Here is a 19,434-nt window from a genome sequence, read left to right as displayed (position 1 = left end):
TTTAGTTTTTATGTATAACAAATAGTGCAGGTCTTTTATGAAGGTCTGCGCTATTTTTTTTCCATTGACTTATCGGTTGTGTCTTAATAAATTCGGTAGGCAAGGTAATGTCGCATGCCACACATAAAAGTGTGCTATCATGTAAGGTTTGACACAAATCCTCTAGCATTTTATTGTTTCTATAAGGCGTTTCTATAAAAGCTTGTGTTTGGTTGTGCCTTTCTGATAGTTGCTCCAACCGCTTTATTTCTTTTTTTCTTTCAGATTTGTCAATAGGTAGGTAGCCATTAAAAGCAAAGCTTTGTCCGTTCATTCCAGAAGCCATAATAGCCATAAGAATGGAAGAAGGACCAACTAAAGGTACTACTTGTATGTTTTGTTGATGCGCCAGCCCCACTATTTCAGCGCCCGGATCTGCCACACCAGGACATCCTGCTTCAGAAATGAGTCCGATGTTTTTTCCTTTTTTGATATCATCAAGATAGGCAGGTAGATCGGTTGGATCGGTATGTTTGTTGAGAGGAAAAAGCTTAAGTGTTGCTTGTTTTTTGTCTGGGCATATGCTTTTAATAAATCTTCGCGCCGTTTTTTCGTTTTCTACAATGTAGATATCAATGGCGTCGATGGCATTTTTTACAGTTATAGGCAAAACATCCATGGGATTTGATTCACCCATGGTGGTAGGAATGAGATAAAGTTTTCCAGTTGGTAGACTCATTATTTTTTTATTAGCTTTTTGCTGATTTTAGATCCGTCGTTTAAAATGACCTCTGCAAGATAAAAACCAGACGGCAATTCTTCTGTGGAAATTTGAACAAAAGTAGTGTTTGAAACCTGTGTTTTTACAATAGGCTTTCCAAAAAGATTAAAAACCCTTACCTCTGATATATAGTTTGTTTGGTTTTCGAATACTATATTCAATTTATTTTGAACGGGATTTGGAAAAAACTTTAGATTTTTGAGTTGATTTTCATCAACTGAAAGACTCGCATCAATAATTTTATAAATAGCACCTGATTGTTTTCCAGCAATATAGAGTTCACCATTGAAGTCTTCTCCAAAACTGCTCCATCCATTTCCTGAAAAGGGTTCTGTGAAGGTCATATTCCAAACGCCATCTTCCTCTATTAAAATTCCTATTTCCCCACTGCAATAATCTGCAAAAAAGTACCACCCATTTAAGCCGGTTTGTTCGCTGCCACGATGTATGTAACCTCCCGTTATTGAGCATTTAAACAAACCGCTATCAGTATGGGTGTATTCTGCTATGGGGAAAGTAAGGTCTTCTGAATTATTAGGGCATTCTCCCGTGGTATTATATTCTGAAGTTCCTTCATAGCATCGCCATCCATAGTTGATTTCGGGCGTTAAAGAAGACACGTTATTTATTTCCTCAATTTCATTTTGACCCACATCAGCAATCCATAAATCTCCAGTTTCCGAGTCAAAGGAAAAACGCCAAGGGTTTCTGAGGCCAATAGCCCAGATTTCGTCCAGTGCATTAGAATTCCCAACAAATGGATTGTCTTCAGGAATGCTATAGGGGTTACCGTTGTCAATATCTAATCTCAAAACCTTTCCTAGGAGTTCGTTAAGGTCTTGCGCTCTATCACCTGGATCTCCTCCAGAGCCACCATCTCCTGTAGGGATGTATAAGTACCCATCTGGACCAAATGCCAAATCGCCACCATTATGATTGGTGAAGGGTTGATCTAAGGTTAAAATAATATTTTCTGAATCCAAATCAGCTAGGTCAGGATTGGTCTCATTGGTTGTAAATCTGGAAATGACGGTGTCCCCTGAGGAGTTTGTGTAATTAACAAAGAAATATCCGTTTGCTGTGTAATTAGGGTGAAAGGCCAAACCTAGAAGTCCTCTTTCACCGCCACCAGAAATCTGGGAGGATATATCTAAAAAGGGCGTGGTGTTAACGGTTCCATTTTCCTGTATGATTTGAATGGTTCCGCCTTGTTCTACAACAAATAGTCTATCGTCAAAAGCATTTCTGATGGCAACTGGATCGTCAAATCCATTGGACACCAATTCCAATTCTATTTCTTGGGGAAATAAGAATTGCAATGAAAAGAGTAAAAGAATTGAAGGTAGATGTGATTTCATAGCTAACAATTTGATTGTTAGTCTACAAATTACAAAAAATAAGAAATAAGGTAAAAGTTATCTGACTAGGTTAGTTTATTGGCAATAATAGAACATGCTTCGTCAAGCATTTTATAAACATTTTCAAATCCTTGCGCACCGCCATAATAGGGATCTGGAACATCATGATTTTGATTGGGATAAATTTCATTCAAAATCATTTTAACTTTTTCTAAATCTTCTTTGCTTCTGGCTAGTTTATTGACGTTTTCAAAATTGGATTGGTCCATGACGTAGATAAAATCAAATTCATCAAAATCACGAGTTGAAAATTGACGTCCACTAAGATGGGAGATATTCAAACCGTATTTTCTAGCCACTTCCACAGATCTTCTATCAGGTGGGTCACCTATGTGGTAACCACTAGTTCCAGCCGAGTCTACTACAAAATCCTCGTAAGGCAATTTGGATCTCAAAATACCTTCAGCTAAAGGAGATCTACAAATATTCCCTAAACAAACCATTAAAATTTTAGTGGGTTCTGTAGTCAAAATTTTGAGAAATTATACGGATAATTTTTTTGTTAAATCCTCTACGTATTTTCTGAATTGCTTGTCGGTTGAGGTTAAATTATCAACAGTTTTACAAGCATGAAGAACCGTAGCATGATCGCGTTTTCCTATTTGGGATCCAATACTTGCAAGTGAAGCTTTTGTGAATTTCTTTGCAAAGAACATAGCTAGTTGTCTGGCTTGAACAATATGTCTCTTTCTTGTTTTGGATTGCAGGGTGTCTATATCCATTTGGAAATAGTCTGAAACTACTTTTTGAATATAATCTATAGAAACTTCACGTTTGGTGTTTTTAACAAATTTTTCAACTACTTGCTTTGCTAAATCCAAAGTCACCTCTTTTCTGTTGAAGGAGGATTGTGCAATCAACGAAATAATGGCACCTTCTAATTCTCTAATATTAGACTTGATATGTTTTGCAACGTACTCTATAATGTCTTCTGGCATTTCCACACCATCCCTATAAAGCTTATTTTTTAAAATGGAGATACGCGTTTCAAAATCTGGGCTTTGCAGTTCTGCTGATAAACCCCATTTGAATCGGGACAATAACCTTTGTTCAATATCTTGCATGTCAACAGGAGCTTTGTCACTAGTTAAAATAACTTGTTTTCCGTTTTGATGCAGGTGATTGAAAATATGGAAGAAAACATCTTGAGTTCCAGATTTACCAGATAGAAATTGTACATCGTCAATAATCAGTACATCAATAATTTGGTAAAAATGGATAAAGTCATTTCTATTGTTCTTCTTTACCGCTTCAATATATTGTTGGGTGAATTTTTCGGCAGAAATATATAATACCGTTTTTTCAGGGTATTTGTCCTTGATTTCCACACCAATAGCATGCGCTAAGTGGGTTTTGCCCAAACCAACACCTCCAAATACCAATAACGGATTGAAAGATGTTCCTCCTGGTTTAGCTGCTACAGCCATACCAGCACTTCTTGCCAATCTATTGGAATCACCCTCCAAGAAATTCTCAAAATTATAGTTTGGATTTAGTTGGGATTCAATCTTAACATTTCGAATGCCAGGAATTACAAATGGATTTTTTAACTCCGGATTTTTATTGTTAAGAGGAATATCAACATCTTGTGATTTTAAAGCAGTTCTATGTGAACTTGGAATCTTTTCTGTAAAAGGTTGTTTGTTGCCATAGGTGTTTTCCATTTTGATTATGTAAACCAATTTGGCCTTGTCACCAAGTTCTTTTGTAAGGGCAACTTTTAATAACTTAACATAGTGTTCTTCCAACCACTCGTAGAAGAATTTACTAGGAACCTGAATACTTAACGAGTTGTCCGTTAACTTAACTGCTTTAATCGGTTCAAACCATGTTTTATATGCTTGCGGTTGTATGTTATCCTTAATAAATTCTAGACAGTTATTCCATACCGATTGCGCAGTTACATTCATTCTTATTACTAAAATTTTTTCTTAGTTAGTTACAGATATTGTTGATTGAGAAAGGTTTTCCCAGCTGACTTATAGCTCGACAAATATGTGAACAAAATTCTAAAAAAAAAAACCTGTAGGGGTTGAATTTTTAGATTTTTTTTCTCATGTTTAAAACCTTTCCTAAACTACAAAAAAATATTTAATTCATCCTATGATAATCGATGAAATACAAATTAGAGTGAGATATGGTGAAACCGACCAAATGGGAGTGGTACATCACGGAAATTTTGACCTTTACATGGAAATGGGACGTACAGAGTGGCTTAGGAAACTAGGGCTTTCTTATAAGGAAATGGAAGATCAAAATGTGATGTTGCCGGTCATTTCAATGAGTCTAAACTTTAAGAAGTCAGCTTATTACGATGAGGTTATTAAAGTAAAGACTTATCTTAAAAAACTGCCTTCTGTTAAGATTGAATTTGATTATGAAATTTATAATGAAAAGGAGGAACTTTTGGTCACTTCAAATACGGTTTTGGCATTTTTGGATAAACAATCAAGACGACCTATGAAATGTCCAGATCACATTCTTGAAAAAATGAAAGTAGCATTTAAATCTTAGTCTAGTTCTTTAATGTCTATTTCAAATAAATGATCAAACTGTTCAAAAATTGCTGGAGCATCTTTTAATCTGACTGAAATTGTTATTTCGCAATCCAACTCCATTTTTTGATTGGTTACATCTAGGTTTTTCTCTTTGATAATTCTCATGACTGTATTAATGTTTTTATAGTCACAATGAATCAAAAACAATTTATTAATAGTTCTTGTTACAATATCGGCAACCTCCAATGCCATTTGAGCAGTGGTTTTATAGGCGTTAATTAATCCGCCAACCCCCAATTTGACTCCTCCAAAATACCTAACAATAATTATAAGAATGTTCGTTACCTCAAATGATTGAATTTGACCATAAATAGGCATCCCGGCAGAATTATTTGGTTCTCCATCATCATTGGCTCTAAATTGGATATTGGGTTCCTCGGTTCCTAGTTGGTAAGCATAGCACCAATGTCTAGCGGCATGATGCTCCTTTTTAACTTGTTCCAATAATGTTTTTATTTCTTCTTCAGAAGAAACGGGAAAAGCATAACCAAAAAACTTACTATTCTTGTCTTTAAAAAGAACTTCTTCGGTGGGTTTTAAAATGGTATTGTAGGTATCTTTCATTTAGGCCAAAGTTACCAATAAGATAGAGATTATGGCAAATGAAATACCAATCCAATTTTTTTTTGAGAGATCTTCTTTGAATAATAGGAGTGCTGATAAGGTTGAAAGCATGACAACTCCTACATTATTAATGGTAAATAGGGTAGAGCTTTCAAAGGTCTCATGATTTAGTGCCTTTAAGAGAAAATAAATAGAGCCATAGTTAATAACACCTAGAATAAGTCCGCTAAATAAGTTTTTCAATGTAAAGCGCCATTGATTTTTTATCAACAAGTAAATAAAGCCAAGGCTCCCAGCAATAAAGAAAATGGCAGCCGAAAACATTGGGATTCCGTTTTCTGGAACATAATAGGTTTCTAAATATTTAATGGAAGTGTCTATGATACCCGATCCTAAAAATAAAATAAGTGGAAGTGTTAAGCTACTTTTAGATTTTAAGCTGGTGTTCTTTTTCAGTGATGTCCAATAAACTGCAAAAAGAGCGAGGATGATTCCTGCAATTTTTTGTTTGCCCGTACCTTCATTATAAACGATAATGCCAAAAATAACAGGTATAATTACGCTCATTTTTGAGGCTACTGATGCCACAGAAACACCGTGGGTTTGAGCAGTTCTCGCCATGACAAAAAATATAGAGATAAATAGGAAGCCTAAGAATAGAGCGCCTAAAAACCAATCAGACTGAATAGTATTTTTAATGGTAATGGGCTGAGTGTTCAAAATCATACCTAGTCCACAAGCGGTCACATAATTAATGACGATGGTGTGAAGGGTGCTTATTTGTAACCGGTCTATTGTTTTGAAAACAATAAATATTAGGGTCGAACAAAGAATGCTTAACAGTAGATACATTAAAACAAATGTTGATTAATTTGGAATAAGTCAATAACATCTTCTTTTCCAGGAAGGATGTTCCAGGAATGAATTCCAACTTTTGATGCACTTTGGGTATTTTCTTCAGTGTCATCAACAAAAAAGCATGTTTCTGGCGTTAAATTATTTTGCTCCAAAACGAACTCATATATATCTTCATTAGGTTTTCTTAATTGGATTTCATGGGACAGGTAAAATTGATCAAACTGCTCTTTAAATTCTGGGTAGAAGCTAACATTGTTTTCTATCCAGGTAATGTGCATATCATTAGTGTTACTCAATAATATTAATTGGTAATCTCCTTTAGTTTTGAGTTCTTTAAGGAAGTCCAATCTATATTTTGGGAAGTCAAGGAGGATGGAGTTCCATATTTCTTGTAAGGTATTTTGGCTAATATTTGGGAACCACGATTGATAGGATGACAGTAATTGAGCTGTAGTAGCTTGACCTATTTCATAGCGAATATTGAGATCTGTCATTTCTTGAGTTAAATTGGTCACTCCCAATTTAGCTAGCCCGTCATTTGTTGCTTTTTTATTAAGGTTAATGAAAACGTCTCCGAAATCAAAAATCAAGGTTTTAATCATTATTGAAAATCTTTAAAGTATCTCCCAAAATCTTGTGTTCCGAAATTAAACTTCCAGTAAAATGAGGTGCCAAAGTACCATTTACAAAAGTATTTTGACCGATGAATATTCTAGCTTCATCCCAAAGACCTTCATCTATAAACATTTGTAAGGTCTTACTGCCTCCTTCTATGATGATAGATTGAATTTCTTTTTGGAATAGTAGTTGAGCTAATTGCTCAATAGGTTTTTTATTAAAGTCAATGTCTTTGTCAGACACTATAATTGTGTTGGCTTCATTATTAAAGATATCAAATGACTTTTCAAGGTTGTTGAACTTGTCCAAAACCACCCTTATGGGATTTAAACCCTTCCAATCTCTGGCTGTCAAACTCGGGTTGTCCTCAATAACTGTATTGTAACCTACTAAAATGGCGTGTTCCTCAGTTCGCCATTTATGCACTAATTGTCTGGAGTATGAGTTGGTAATCCAAACAGGTTTTTTTTCATTCTTTTCGCTTGGAGATAGAAATCCATCGGCACTTTGTGCCCATTTTAATATAATATAGGGTCTTTGTTTGTTATGAAAAGTAAAAAAGCGTTTGTGGTGTTCTTGACATTCTTTTTCCAAAACACCAACAACCACATCACAGCCAGCACGCATCAATTTTTCAATGCCCTTTCCAGCAACTTTACTATGTGTGTCAATGGTGCCAATGACCACTTGGGGAATTCCTTTATCAATAATCAAATCACTACACGGTGGCGTTTTTCCAAAATGACTACAGGGTTCTAAAGTGACATATAATGTAGATTCTTTAAGTAAGGATTCATCTTTTACTGAATTGATAGCGTTCACTTCGGCATGGGGACCTCCAAAAGGACTTGTAAATCCTTCACCTATTACTTGGTTATTCCTTACAATGACGCATCCCACCATAGGGTTTGGCCGTGTGGTGCCTAAACCATTTTTGGCTATTTCAATGCACCTATTTATGTATTTTTCGTGTATCTTCATCCCCAATTTGTGAAGGTAAAAATACTATTTTAAAGTGAGTGACAACAACATTCTTATTAGGGAAATAGAACCTCAGGATAATGCTCAAATGGAACAAGTTATAAGAGCAGCATTTCCAGAGTTTGACATACCATTAACTGGAACAGCTTATGAAGATGTAGAAACCACTCAAATGTATGAGTCTTACCAAGGTGAGAGAGAGGTGTATTTTGTGTTGGTGGATGGAGATAAGGTTCTGGGTGGTGCAGGAATCAAACAATTGAAGAATTTTGATTTGTCTATTTGCGAACTTCAAAAAATGTACTTTTTACCAGAAGCGAGAGGAAAGGGTTTGGGAAAGAAATTATTTCAGAAATGTTTGGATCAGGCCAAAACTTTTGGTTTTGAGAAATGTTATTTGGAATCAGCTTCTCAGCTCAAGGCAGCTATTCATATTTATGAATTGTTTGGATTTAAACATTTGGAGGGACCACTAGGTGGAACAGGGCATTATTCGTGTGGTATTTGGATGATTAAGGAGTTATGATTTTAAAGGAAATCCAACAAAAATTCCATCAAGAATTGGATGCTTTATTTGGTTCAGAGGAAGTAGAAAGCTTCTTTTTTTTGGTGCTTGACCACTATTTAAATAAAAGAAGAATTGATCTAGCCTTAAATCCAGAGCTTGAAGTTTCAATTGAGGAGAATCAGAAATTTGAGGATGTTTTAGAAAGGTTGAAATTGGAAGAGCCCATACAATATATATTGGGTGAGACTGAATTTTACGGATTGACTTTTCATGTTAATAAATTTACTTTAATTCCGCGACCTGAAACAGAGGAATTGGTTAATTGGATTCAAGAGGATTTAAAAAACAGGAAGGATCCATTAAAAATATTGGATATAGGAACAGGGTCAGGCTGCATTCCGGTTTCTTTGGCTAAAAATTTTACAAATGCCGAAGTCTTTGCTCTGGATATTTCACAAGAAGCTTTAGAGGTTGCTAAAAAAAATGCACAGAATAATTCTGCCAAAGTCCATTTTTTAAGAGGCGACATTCTCAATTATGAATCCTTGTTACAAGATGGTAGATTGATAAGAGAGTTTGATGTCATTGTTTCCAATCCACCATATGTTAGGAATTTGGAAAAGCACGAAATAAAGAACAATGTGTTGGAGTTTGAACCTCATCTGGCCTTATTTGTTGAGGATGATGACCCGTTGGTGTTTTATAGAAAGATTGCCCAATTTGCTGTTGAAAACTTAAAAGAAGGTGGCTCTCTTTATTTTGAAATTAATCAATACCTTGGAGAGGAAATGGAGAGTTTAATGACTCAATTTCAATTTCGTGAAATAGAATTGAAACAAGATATGTTTGGGAATCAAAGAATGATAAAGGGATTAAAATAAGAATGGAAATAAAAAAGAAAATCGACCAATTAAGAGAGGAGTTACGTCAGCATAATTATAACTATTATGTGCTAGATCAACCCACAATCAGTGATTTTGATTTCGATATGAAATTGAAGGAGTTACAAGATTTGGAAGCGCAATATCCTGAGTTTTATGATGCCAATTCACCTTCTCAAAGGGTTGGTGGTGAGGTGACCAAAAATTTTCAAACGGTTGCTCATGAAAGCCGCATGTATTCTTTGGATAATTCCTATTCCAAAGAAGATTTAGAGGACTGGGAAAAGCGAATCATGAAGCTGGTTGATGGTCAAATTGAATATACATGCGAGCTTAAATATGATGGCGCTTCTATGAATATGACGTATGAAAATGGTAGATTGGTAAGAGCTGTAACACGAGGAGATGGATTCCAAGGTGATGATGTGACGGCCAATGTAAAAACCATCAAATCTGTTCCTTTACAGTTGCGAGGAGATTATTCAGATAAGTTTGAAATTCGTGGTGAAATTATTTTGCCTATAGAAGGGTTTCGGAAAATGAATGAGGAGCGAGTTGAATTAGGAGAAGAGCCTTACAGAAATCCCAGAAATACCGCATCAGGCAGTTTAAAATTGCAGGATAGCGCTGAGGTTGCCAAACGACCCTTGGAATGTTTGTTATATAGTTTAAAAGGAGATCAACTTGGGGTAGATAATCAATTTGACAGCCTGGAAAAAGCGAGACAATGGGGTTTTAAGGTTCCCAAAGAAGCTAAATTGGCAAAGTCAACTGACGAGGTGCTGGACTATATTAATTATTGGGCTGAGCACCGATTTGAGTTACCTTATGAAATTGATGGTGTTGTAATTAAGGTTAACAATTTCTATCAACAAGAGGAACTGGGATATACTGCCAAAGCGCCAAGGTGGGCCATGGCATACAAATTTAAAGCAGAACAAGTTTCTACAAGATTAAATAGTATTTCTTATCAGGTTGGAAGAACAGGAGCTATAACTCCGGTGGCCAATTTGGAACCTGTTGAGTTGGCTGGAACGACTGTAAAAAGAGCCTCGTTGCACAATGCTGATCAAATTGCAAAATTGGACGTACGATTAGGAGATGAGGTATTTGTTGAAAAAGGAGGTGAAATCATACCGAAGATTATTGCTGTAGATTTTGATAAGCGTCCAGAAAATTCTGAATTAACACTATACATTACTCATTGTCCAGAGTGTGGTACAGAATTGGTGAGAAAGGAAGGAGAAGCGCAACACTATTGTCCAAACTATAATGGTTGTAAACCTCAAATCATTGGACGAATTCAGCATTTCATTTCAAGAAAGGCCATGGATATTGAAGGATTGGGAGGAGAAACCGTTGCCTTACTTGTAAATGCTGGTTTAATAGAGAATTATTCAGATTTATATGAACTTACTGTAGAGCAAGTCATTCCATTAGAACGGATGGCACAAAAAAGTGCCGAAAATCTAGTTAAAGGTATTGAAGCTTCTAAACAAATACCCTTTGAAAGAGTCCTATATGCTTTAGGTATAAGATATGTTGGTGAAACGGTCGCAAAGAAATTGGCAAAGCATTACAAAAGTGTAGATAATTTATCAAACGCCTCTCAGGATGATTTGGTAAATGTTGATGAGATTGGAGTAAAAATTGCCGAAAGTGTTATAGAGTTTTTTGATTCCGAAGAAAATAACCATATCATTGAAAGATTAAAAGGTTTTGGAGTTCAATTGGAAATGTCCTCTGAGGCTTTAGCGAATCAAACCAATTTATTGGAAGGTCAAATTTTTGTAGTTTCCGGTGTCTTTGAACAAGTAAGTAGGACAGAATTAAAAAAGCTGATAGAAGACAATGGGGGGAAAGTGTCCTCCTCTATTTCGTCCAAAACAAATTATGTGGTTGCCGGTGATAAAATGGGACCAAGTAAAAGAGAGAAAGCAGAAAAATTAGGTGTTACTATATTGAATGAAAATGAATTCTTACAAAAAGTTCGATAAAAAAACATTAATAATCGACAAAATATCTTTTTTTATCGATTAATTACATTTTTTGTATATATTTGTTTTTGCTAACCAAAGAGCTTTATGAACAGATCAAATATTTTAGGAGGTTTGATATTCATTTTGTTACTGCTATTTATTTTTTTAGAAATAAATCAGCAGGAGTTTTGGGCGCTTTCTATTAAGTCCTTTATAGTACCTGTTATAACTTTTGCTTATTTATCTCACCCAGTAAAAAAATCGAAATATTTCACCAGGTTTTTAGTCCTTTACACTATTTCAGAATTGACAGGGGCCTTTGAGTTTTTGATAGCTTCTGATGTGATATATGATGTGTATTATTACGTTGGGAATCTTCTATATTTTGCCGCTTATAGTTTGCTATTGTATGATATATATAGAGGTATTAACCTTAAAGAAGTCTTTCGTACCTACAAGGCTCATCTTATAGTTTTATCTCTTTTAAACGTCTATATTATTTATACTCTTATAAATATTGCTTTCCCTATGAGCAGTTTAGTTGATGCTCCAAAATCTAATTTGTATAAATTGGTATTGGAGTTCGGCCTCAATTTAGTGGTATTATTACTACTGACATTTTCTCTAATTGGCTATTTATATAAGGATAACAAAAAGGCGCTTTTGTTATTTTTTGGTTCCCTATCCATTGTATTCTCTGAGGTAATTATTATCGCATATTATTACATTTCTGAAAAAAATGTATTAAATATTGCTTCGACTATTTTGTTCACTATGGCATTTCTTTTTTACTACAAATATGCCTTAACTCCTGATGAGGATCGAAGTATTTTTGCAGTCAAATCTTAATTAAAGACAGCAATAAACGTTCTTTTTATTGCTATTAAATCAAGTAAATAGTCTTTTTCTTACTTTTTAATTAAAAAATTAACATTTTATTCGATAAAGTGTATTTTTAATAGGATGAAATAACATATATTTGTAGCGCCCACTTATACTAACCTACTATGAATGAATGGCTAAAGATTAGTTATAATAGAATCTTTGTATGTGTTCTATTTGTGCTTATCGTTGCGAATGTTGTAGCTACAATAAGCGAAAATGAAATTCTTTTAAAAATTACTAAACCCTTATTTGTTCCGGTGTTTTTGATGTATTATCTTATCAAGAACAAACATATAGGTACTGCCTTTGTCGCATTTTTACTTACCTCTTTTTTAGGAGACTTTTCATCCATTTTTATTTCCGATGGGAACCTTCATAAATTATCTAACTTATTTTACTTCATTAGTTATCTGAGTTTGTTAATCTTGATCTCAACTAAAATTAAAAAAATAACCATTGACAAAGTGATAGGTCTTTATTTTGTATTAGTGGTTTCAATCAACAGCTATTTTCTCTATGAGCTATTTGGAATTTTAAGGATTCAAATTCCAGATCAAGTAGAACTTGGTTTTTTTGTGGCTAAAAGTTTAGCTCTTTTATTGTTGGCATTTACCTCTTTCGTGGTTTACTTGAACTCAGATTCAAAACCATCCATCATATTTTTAATGGCGGCCATCTGCTTTGGATTTGCAGATATATTGTATTATGTGAGTAACTATTATATATATAGTTGGAGTTTTGTTATGCTAGATAGGGTTTTACATGTATTTGGCCTGTTCTTTCTGTTTAACTATATGATTGGTTTCAATCGTAAATTGAAGAAAGATATTGTGGAGGCTAGGTTGCAAACTTCATCATCACAAGCCCGAGACCCTTTTCTGGAAAAGTCCTATTTAGACCACTATTGATTTACCTTCGGCAATTTTATTTTTGTCTGAATCAAAATAGAAATCTATTTTACCCAAATTAATACCGTAACAACCCACTTGGTTTACCAACATGTTTTGGTCTTCTATGTTTTTAACAACCGTTGGTTTAGGCAGGAAGGTATGAGTGTGTCCGCCAATAATTAAATCTATATTTTTGGTTTTTTTGGCAACCGTAAGATCACTAGGAATGAAATCATGGTTGTAATGATATCCTAAGTGAGATAAGCAAATAACAAGGTCGCATTTTTCATTTTCCTTTAAAACACGGCTCATTTCTTGAGCAGTTTCTATAGGGTCTAAATATTCGGTTTCTTTGTACATGGCCTTGTCTACCAATCCTTCCAGCTTGATTCCTAACCCAAAGACACCTATTTTAATACCTTCTTTTACAAAAACTTGATAAGGTTTGACATGGGTATCCATAATCGTGTTTTTGAAATTGTAATTGGCAGATAAGAATTGAAAGCTCGCATGAGGGAGTTGAGCATATAGTCCATCAATACCGTTGTCAAAATCATGATTCCCTATAGTGGCTGCATCATATTTCATTTTGCTCATAAGCTTAAATTCCAATTCGCCACCATAATAGTTAAAATAGGGAGTTCCCTGAAAGATATCACCGGCATCCAGAAGTAAAGTATTGGGATTTTCCTTTCTAATGGTATCTATCAGACTGGCTCTTCGGGCTACGCCTCCTTTATTAGGATTTTGTCCGTCTTCTGGCCCAAAGGGATCAATATGGCTATGAACATCATTGGTGTGTAATATGGTGATTTTAGTCGTTTTTTGACCTAGACTAAATGATTGCAAACCCAAACTTCCAAGGGAAATAAAAGCTGTTGCAGCCGTAGCTTGATTTAAAAAATCTCTTCTTTTCATATCCTATCCTTATTTTTCCAATTGAATAAATCGATCATCAACAACTGGAGCAATGGTGTCCGTTTTAATGAAATAATCTAGTAAAACATTTCTAATTTTATAGTCCATAGAATATACCGTATCATTGGGCTTGAAGAAATCCATACCATCACCTCCATTATAGAGGTAGTCATTTGTTGCCACATAATAGGTTTTGGCATCTTCAATAGGCTCCCCATGAATGGATGCCTCCTTTAATTCACCTTCTTTGTCTAATACCAATTTCAACCCAGAAATAGGATGTGCTCGATGTCTTGAGACCAAGTACTCAACCAGTTTGTTCACCTGACTTCCCTTGAGGGATATGACTACAACTTTGTTTTCAAAAGGCATGATTTCGTAAGCGGTTCTCATAGTTATATTTCCCTTGGAAATATGGGACCTTATCCCTCCATGATTGAACATGACCAAATCAATATTTTTTCCAGTTCTTTTATTGAAGATGGGGTTTGTTTGTTCTAATATGGCATCGGCAAATAGATTACCTATGGCTGTATTTAAATCACCATCTTTTTTAGTGTAGGTTTCCTTAGAGTAACTTAGAACACTATCCAATTCCTTATTTAAATGTTCCCTGTAAGGTTTGATATAATCTTCAATTTCAGGATTAGCTTCCAGGGAATCCGAAATGGGAATTAGTACGCCCTCAATTTTGACCAATTGTTGTTTTTCCTGTTTACAAGAGGCTAAAACGGTGATAGCCAAAAGGAGAGAGAAAAGCTTTAGTTTCATAACTAAACTTGTATAATTTAATAATCAATTGAAAGGACTTTTATTACCTTTGCAGCAAAAATCGTAAAGTTAGAATGATTTTAAAGGGATTTAAAGAAAAATCTATTAAAAAACAGTTAAATACTTTTTTAAATCAGCCCCGAGACGGGTTTGATAATAAGAAGGTGGAAAGCTTAGGAATCATTCTCAATGCTGATGAAACGATAGGGTTTGAATTGTTGAAATCAATAGGTGAAACCATTAATGTTAGGCCAAACAATATAAAGGTGGTAGCCTTTACCCAAGAATCAAGTGAAAAGACATTTTCTTGGAATGATTGTTTCAACCCCAAGGATTTTGATTGGAAAGGGCAGATTGTCAATCCAGAAATGGATCTGTTTCTCAAAAAGGAATTTGACCTTTTGATAAGCTATTATACACATGATGTTTTAGAATTAAAGTATATGACGGCTTTTTCCAAAGCCAAATTAAAAGTGGGAGTTTTTGAGTCTGACCCTAGACTCAATGATTTGATCATCAAAACTAACACTAAGGATGTGGAAATATTTAAAAGTGAATTATATAAATACCTAAAGGTTTTAAATAAATTAAGTAATGAATAATAAATTTGAAGGAACTGGAGTTGCATTAGTAACGCCTTTCAACGAAGACCTAACTGTAGATTATACGGCGCTAGAAAAAATAGTTAACTATAATATAGAGAACGGTACAGATTATTTGGTAATAAGCGGAACCACTGGTGAGAGTGTGACTATTACATCGGATGAAAAGGAAAAAATAATTGAAATCATAGTAAGAGTAAATGAAGGTAGAGTACCTCTTGTATTAGGTATAGGAGGGAACAACACATTAAAGGTGATTGAAGAAATAAAGCAAACAGATTTATCTGGAATTGATGCTATTTTATCTGTTTCACCTTATTATAGTAAACCAACGCAAGAAGGAATTTACCAACACTTCAAAGCCATATCTGAAGCTTGTCCAATAGATATTATTTTGTATAATGTACCGGGAAGAACAGCTTCAAACATGCTTCCTGAAACAACCTTAAGGTTGGCAAAAGATTTTAAAAACATTGTGGCCGTTAAAGAGGCTGGCAATAATGTTGGACAATATCTTCAATTAATTAAAAACAAACCAGAGGATTTTATGATCATATCTGGAGATGATGATTTGGCTCTAGGAGTAGTATTGGCTGGAGGATCTGGAGTTATTTCGGTAATTGGACAAGCATTTCCAAAGGAGTTTTCAAAAATGATTCGTTTAGGTTTGGAAGGAGCTGCCAAAGACGCTTACCAAATTCATTTTAAATTAATGGATGTTACAGGTTATATTTTTTCTGAAAATAACCCTGCTGGAATCAAGGCTGTTTTGTCTGGTTTAGGTTTGTGTTTGCCAACTGTTAGATTGCCATTGGTGGAGGCTACTGATAGTCTTAAATCAAAAATTAACGAATACATCAAAAACTTCTAAAAAGTTAAAATATACTTAAACCTTAAAGGGGGAGGTAATCATCGGTTATTTTAGCCTTGGAAAAATATTTTTTAAATCCATATTAAAAACCTAATTTTGCCTCCTGTTTTAAAATGATGAAGAAACTTTTTTACATACTTATAACGTTCACAATTCTAAGCTCTTGTAGCCCATACCAAAAAGCTCTAAAATCAGAAGATGTTGCATTCAAATATCAGTTGGGTGAAGAATTGTATAATCGTGGTAAGTATTCTAAGGCCAATAAATTATTTGAACAAATCGTGCCAAGTTACCGTGGTAAGCCTCAAGCAGAAAAGCTAACTTACTTAAACTCCATGGCTTATTACAATATGGAGGATTATTACTTGGCTAGTTATCATTTAGATAGGTTTTCTTCGTCTTATCCTAGAAGTGAGAAAACGGAAGAAGTTCAATTTCTAAGTGCTAAAAGTTTGTACATGCTTTCTCCAGTTTATTCTAAAGATCAAACTGAAACTAAAGAAGCTTTAGACAAGCTGCAATTATTTATCAATACCCATCCTGATTCTGAATATTTGCCAGAAGCCAACAAATTGGTGCAGGAGTTGGATTATAAATTAGAGAAAAAAGCCTTTGAAATAGCTAAGCAATACAATCAAATTGCTGGATATACAAGAGATTATGATGCTCCTATTAAGGCATTTGAAAATTTTATTTTAGATTTCCCTGGATCAAGCTTTAGAGAAGAAGCTTTGTACTACAGATTTGATTCTGCTTATCATTTAGCAATCAATAGTATTGAGTATAAAAAGCAGGAGCGTATCGAGGAAGCGATTAATTTTTACAACTCTTTTAAAAAGTCATATGGCGAATCTGAACTTTTGGAATCTGCAGACCAAATGAAAGAGGAATTACAAACCGAGCTACAAAAGTATACTACAAAAAGTTAAATTAATGAAGATGGATTTAAAGAAAATCAAAGCGCCAGTTTCTACGGTAACTTATGATAGAAATCAAATAGATGAACAAACAGATAACATCTATGAATCAATTTCAATCATTTCAAGAAGAGCAGAGCAGATTAATTCTGAAATTAAAAAAGAATTGATAGAAAAGCTGGAAGAATTTGCTACTTACAATGACAGTTTAGAAGAAATCTTCGAAAACAAAGAGCAAATTGAAGTATCAAAGTTCTATGAAAAATTGCCTAAACCTTATGCATTGGCCATTCAAGAATGGTTAGATGATAAGATCTATTTTAGAAACACAGAGGACGACTCTAAAGTATAATATTACCTATGTCAGTATTAAGCGGCAAAAAAATACTTCTTGGCGTAAGTGCCGGTATTGCCGCTTATAAAACTGCGTCTTTGGTAAGGCTTTTTATCAAGGCAGGAGCCGAGGTAAAAGTGATTATTACACCCAATGCCAAAGATTTTGTTACCCCTTTAACACTTTCAACTTTATCTAAAAATCCGGTGCATTCTTCTTTCTATAATGAGGAAGATGAAAATGCGATTTGGAACAACCATGTTGATTATGGTCTTTGGGCCGATTTTATGGTTGTTGCTCCAGCCACTGCCAATACCTTATCAAAAATGGCCAACGGGGTTTGCGACAATTTATTATTGGCTGTATATCTTTCTGCAAAGTGCCCCGTATATTTTGCTCCTGCAATGGATTTGGATATGTACAAACATCCGTCTACAGACAAATCCTTTAGAACGTTGAAAGCATTTGGAAATATTATGATTCCTGCAGGTACGGGAGAGCTGGCAAGTGGCTTGGTAGGAGAAGGAAGAATGGCGGAGCCTGAGGATATTATTTCGTTCATTGAACAAGATATAATAAGTAAACTACCCCTAAAAAATAAAAAGGTTCTTATAACAGCGGGACCTACCTATGAGGCTATAGATCCAGTAAGATTCATAGGGAATCATTCCAGTGGAAAAATGGGATTTGAATTGGCCGAATGCGCTGCTTCTCTTGGAGCAGAAGTTATTTTGGTTACCGGCCCCACTTATCTTTCTACCAATAATAATAGCATTGCGGTTCATCGTATAGTAAGTGCGGAGGAGATGTATCACAAGGTGCATGAATTTTATGAAACATGTGATATTGCTATTTGTTCTGCTGCTGTTTCAGACTACCGACCAAAAGTGGTGGCAGATAAAAAAATAAAAAAGGAGCAAGAAACGTTACATATAGAGTTGGTGAAGAACAAGGATATCTTAGCTTCTTTAGGAAAAATAAAGAAACAACAATTCTTAGTTGGATTTGCATTAGAGACCAATAATGAAATAGAAAATGCAAAGGAGAAACTGAAAAGAAAAAATTTAAATTTAATTGTCTTAAATTCGTTAAACGATCAAGGTGCAGGATTTAAAACACCAACTAATAAAATCACCTTAATTGATGCTCAGGAAAACTTTAAGGCCTTTGAATTGAAGTCTAAAGCTGAGGTAGCAAATGATATTTTTAATGAAATTGTGATGCATTTAAATGAATAAAATTCTTTTATATTTTTTATTGTTTGTTGGAATTCAGTCGTTTTCCCAAGAATTGAACTGTAATTTGGTTATTAATGCACAACAAACAGGAAATGAAAATTTCCAAGTTTTTACGACGCTTGAAAAGCAACTAACGGAATTTGTGAATAATACCACCTGGACTAACAAGGTGTTTAAACCACAAGAGCGCATTAACTGCAGTATGGTTATCACCATTACCAATAAAAGTGGTGACTTATACAATGGTAGTATTCAGGTTCAATCTACAAGACCAGTTTTTGGTTCTACTTACAGCACACCGGTTTATAACGTTAATGATAAGAACTTTTCATTTAGGTATCAGGAATTCCAAAACATGGTGTTTAACCCCAATCAATTTCAGTCCAATTTGATATCTGTTATAGCATTTCATGTTTATATGATTTTAGGTGTAGATGCCGATACATTTGCCTTAAAAGGTGGTGAGGCTTATTTTCAACAAGCTAGAACCATCGTGAATTACTCACAGCAAGAAGGATTTTCTGGATGGAAATTGGAAGATGGGTTGCAAACGCGATTTGCCCTGATTGAGACCATTCAATCCCAAACTTATAAAGAGTATCGCCAAGTATTATATGATTATCATCGTGAGGGCATGGACCAGATGTATGAAGATGTAAAAACTGCCAAGAAAAATGTTGCAGATGCCATTATAGAATTAGAGCCTATGAATAATAGAAGACCTAATTCTTACTTAATGCGCACATTTTTTGATGCTAAAGCCGATGAGATCGAACAGGTTTTTTCTGATGGACCCAGTGTTGAAATCACCAAGTTAACTAGTGTGCTTAACAAAATTGCGCCTATCCATGCCGGTAAATGGCGTTCTATTAAATTTTAGTCG

At 34.6% G+C, this 19,434-nt stretch carries 22 protein-coding genes; 12 read left to right on the top strand and 10 right to left on the bottom strand.

Annotated features, from left to right (window positions below; all coding sequences use genetic code 11):
* Nucleotide 1 precedes the first annotated feature (1 nt).
* The 4 genes from GZ212_RS08605 to dnaA all read right to left on the bottom strand — a co-directional run bounded on the left by GZ212_RS08605 (nucleotide 2) and on the right by dnaA (nucleotide 4,088).
* Complete coding sequence (locus GZ212_RS08605) at nucleotides 2-718, bottom strand: SAM-dependent methyltransferase (protein ID WP_166958993.1); 717 nt, start codon at nucleotides 716-718, stop codon at nucleotides 2-4.
* Nucleotides 718-2,118, bottom strand: a complete 1,401-nt coding sequence (locus tag GZ212_RS08600; RefSeq protein ID WP_166958991.1) for a PQQ-dependent sugar dehydrogenase — start codon at nucleotides 2,116-2,118, stop codon at nucleotides 718-720. The genes GZ212_RS08605 and GZ212_RS08600 overlap by 1 nt, the downstream gene beginning before the upstream one ends.
* 65 nt (nucleotides 2,119-2,183) lie before the next feature.
* Nucleotides 2,184-2,621, bottom strand: a complete 438-nt coding sequence (locus GZ212_RS08595) for a low molecular weight protein-tyrosine-phosphatase (RefSeq protein ID WP_166959091.1) — start codon at nucleotides 2,619-2,621, stop codon at nucleotides 2,184-2,186.
* Nucleotides 2,622-2,660: 39 nt separating this feature from the next.
* Entirely contained in the window at nucleotides 2,661-4,088 is a 1,428-nt protein-coding gene (dnaA, locus tag GZ212_RS08590; protein WP_053971878.1) for a chromosomal replication initiator protein DnaA, read from the bottom strand.
* 193 nt (nucleotides 4,089-4,281) lie between these two features.
* On the opposite strand from dnaA, the gene GZ212_RS08585 reads away from it, so the two are divergent.
* The gene (locus GZ212_RS08585; protein ID WP_166958989.1) at nucleotides 4,282-4,692 is read left to right on the top strand and encodes a thioesterase family protein; all 411 of its coding nucleotides are present in this window, start codon (nucleotides 4,282-4,284) and stop codon (nucleotides 4,690-4,692) included.
* Here GZ212_RS08585 and GZ212_RS08580 read toward each other — a convergent pair.
* Genes GZ212_RS08580 through ribD form a run of 4 tightly spaced genes read right to left on the bottom strand, consistent with a single transcriptional unit; the run spans nucleotide 4,689 to nucleotide 7,757 of the window.
* Nucleotides 4,689-5,300: a YigZ family protein gene (locus tag GZ212_RS08580; protein WP_166958987.1), complete on the bottom strand. Its 612-nt coding sequence runs from the start codon at nucleotides 5,298-5,300 to the stop codon at nucleotides 4,689-4,691. The genes GZ212_RS08585 and GZ212_RS08580 overlap by 4 nt on opposite strands.
* Nucleotides 5,301-6,152 (bottom strand): DMT family transporter, encoded by an 852-nt coding sequence (locus tag GZ212_RS08575; protein WP_166958985.1) that lies wholly within the window; start codon nucleotides 6,150-6,152, stop codon nucleotides 5,301-5,303. It abuts the gene before it with no gap.
* Nucleotides 6,152-6,760 carry an HAD family phosphatase gene (locus GZ212_RS08570; protein WP_166958983.1) on the bottom strand — a complete coding sequence of 203 codons (609 nt, stop codon included), beginning with the start codon at nucleotides 6,758-6,760 and terminating at the stop codon, nucleotides 6,152-6,154. Before GZ212_RS08570 ends, GZ212_RS08575 begins: the two co-directional genes overlap by 1 nt.
* Nucleotides 6,753-7,757 (bottom strand): bifunctional diaminohydroxyphosphoribosylaminopyrimidine deaminase/5-amino-6-(5-phosphoribosylamino)uracil reductase RibD, encoded by a 1,005-nt coding sequence (gene ribD / locus GZ212_RS08565; RefSeq protein WP_166958981.1) that lies wholly within the window; start codon nucleotides 7,755-7,757, stop codon nucleotides 6,753-6,755. Before ribD ends, GZ212_RS08570 begins: the two co-directional genes overlap by 8 nt.
* Nucleotides 7,758-7,791: 34 nt before the next feature.
* On the opposite strand from ribD, the gene GZ212_RS08560 reads away from it, so the two are divergent.
* From GZ212_RS08560 to GZ212_RS08540, 5 genes are all read left to right on the top strand, one after another.
* Nucleotides 7,792-8,283, top strand: a complete 492-nt coding sequence (locus GZ212_RS08560) for a GNAT family N-acetyltransferase (protein WP_166958979.1) — start codon at nucleotides 7,792-7,794, stop codon at nucleotides 8,281-8,283.
* Nucleotides 8,280-9,146: a peptide chain release factor N(5)-glutamine methyltransferase gene (prmC, locus tag GZ212_RS08555; protein WP_166958977.1), complete on the top strand. Its 867-nt coding sequence runs from the start codon at nucleotides 8,280-8,282 to the stop codon at nucleotides 9,144-9,146. Before GZ212_RS08560 ends, prmC begins: the two co-directional genes overlap by 4 nt.
* Before the next feature lie 2 nt (nucleotides 9,147-9,148).
* Complete coding sequence (ligA, locus tag GZ212_RS08550; protein WP_166958975.1) at nucleotides 9,149-11,143, top strand: NAD-dependent DNA ligase LigA; 1,995 nt, start codon at nucleotides 9,149-9,151, stop codon at nucleotides 11,141-11,143.
* Nucleotides 11,144-11,230: 87 nt separating this feature from the next.
* Nucleotides 11,231-11,974: a hypothetical protein gene (locus tag GZ212_RS08545; RefSeq protein WP_166958973.1), complete on the top strand. Its 744-nt coding sequence runs from the start codon at nucleotides 11,231-11,233 to the stop codon at nucleotides 11,972-11,974.
* 158 nt (nucleotides 11,975-12,132) lie between these two features.
* Nucleotides 12,133-12,918 (top strand): hypothetical protein, encoded by a 786-nt coding sequence (locus tag GZ212_RS08540; protein WP_166958971.1) that lies wholly within the window; start codon nucleotides 12,133-12,135, stop codon nucleotides 12,916-12,918.
* On the opposite strand, the gene GZ212_RS08535 is transcribed toward GZ212_RS08540, so the two are convergent.
* Nucleotides 12,904-13,818, bottom strand: coding sequence for a bifunctional UDP-sugar hydrolase/5'-nucleotidase (locus GZ212_RS08535; protein ID WP_166958969.1), 915 nt, complete (start codon nucleotides 13,816-13,818; stop codon nucleotides 12,904-12,906). The two genes, GZ212_RS08540 and GZ212_RS08535, sit on opposite strands and share 15 nt — an antisense overlap.
* 9 nt (nucleotides 13,819-13,827) lie before the next feature.
* Nucleotides 13,828-14,589: a 5'-nucleotidase C-terminal domain-containing protein gene (locus tag GZ212_RS08530; protein WP_166958967.1), complete on the bottom strand. Its 762-nt coding sequence runs from the start codon at nucleotides 14,587-14,589 to the stop codon at nucleotides 13,828-13,830.
* A gap of 74 nt (nucleotides 14,590-14,663) precedes the next feature.
* Between GZ212_RS08530 and GZ212_RS08525 the strand changes: the two genes are divergently transcribed.
* From GZ212_RS08525 to GZ212_RS08500, 6 genes are all read left to right on the top strand, one after another.
* On the top strand, nucleotides 14,664-15,191 hold the full coding sequence (locus tag GZ212_RS08525) for a hypothetical protein (protein ID WP_166958965.1): 528 nt from the start codon (nucleotides 14,664-14,666) through the stop codon (nucleotides 15,189-15,191).
* Entirely contained in the window at nucleotides 15,184-16,062 is an 879-nt protein-coding gene (gene dapA / locus GZ212_RS08520) for a 4-hydroxy-tetrahydrodipicolinate synthase (RefSeq protein ID WP_166958963.1), read from the top strand. The genes GZ212_RS08525 and dapA overlap by 8 nt, the downstream gene beginning before the upstream one ends.
* 116 nt (nucleotides 16,063-16,178) lie before the next feature.
* Complete coding sequence (locus tag GZ212_RS08515) at nucleotides 16,179-16,991, top strand: outer membrane protein assembly factor BamD (protein WP_053971893.1); 813 nt, start codon at nucleotides 16,179-16,181, stop codon at nucleotides 16,989-16,991.
* A 10-nt stretch (nucleotides 16,992-17,001) separates the two neighbouring features.
* Nucleotides 17,002-17,331 (top strand): DNA-directed RNA polymerase subunit omega, encoded by a 330-nt coding sequence (locus GZ212_RS08510; RefSeq protein WP_053971894.1) that lies wholly within the window; start codon nucleotides 17,002-17,004, stop codon nucleotides 17,329-17,331.
* A gap of 8 nt (nucleotides 17,332-17,339) precedes the next feature.
* The gene (gene coaBC / locus GZ212_RS08505; RefSeq protein WP_166958961.1) at nucleotides 17,340-18,551 is read left to right on the top strand and encodes a bifunctional phosphopantothenoylcysteine decarboxylase/phosphopantothenate--cysteine ligase CoaBC; all 1,212 of its coding nucleotides are present in this window, start codon (nucleotides 17,340-17,342) and stop codon (nucleotides 18,549-18,551) included.
* On the top strand, nucleotides 18,544-19,431 hold the full coding sequence (locus GZ212_RS08500) for a DUF4835 family protein (protein WP_166958959.1): 888 nt from the start codon (nucleotides 18,544-18,546) through the stop codon (nucleotides 19,429-19,431). The genes coaBC and GZ212_RS08500 overlap by 8 nt, the downstream gene beginning before the upstream one ends.
* The last annotated feature ends 3 nt before the right edge of the window (nucleotides 19,432-19,434 follow it).

The organism is Mangrovimonas sp. CR14 (assembly GCF_011764015.1).
GTDB classification, from domain to species: domain Bacteria; phylum Bacteroidota; class Bacteroidia; order Flavobacteriales; family Flavobacteriaceae; genus Mangrovimonas; species Mangrovimonas futianensis.
Note: the sequence above shows the minus strand (reverse complement) of the source record. Positions and strands in the feature narration are given on the sequence as shown.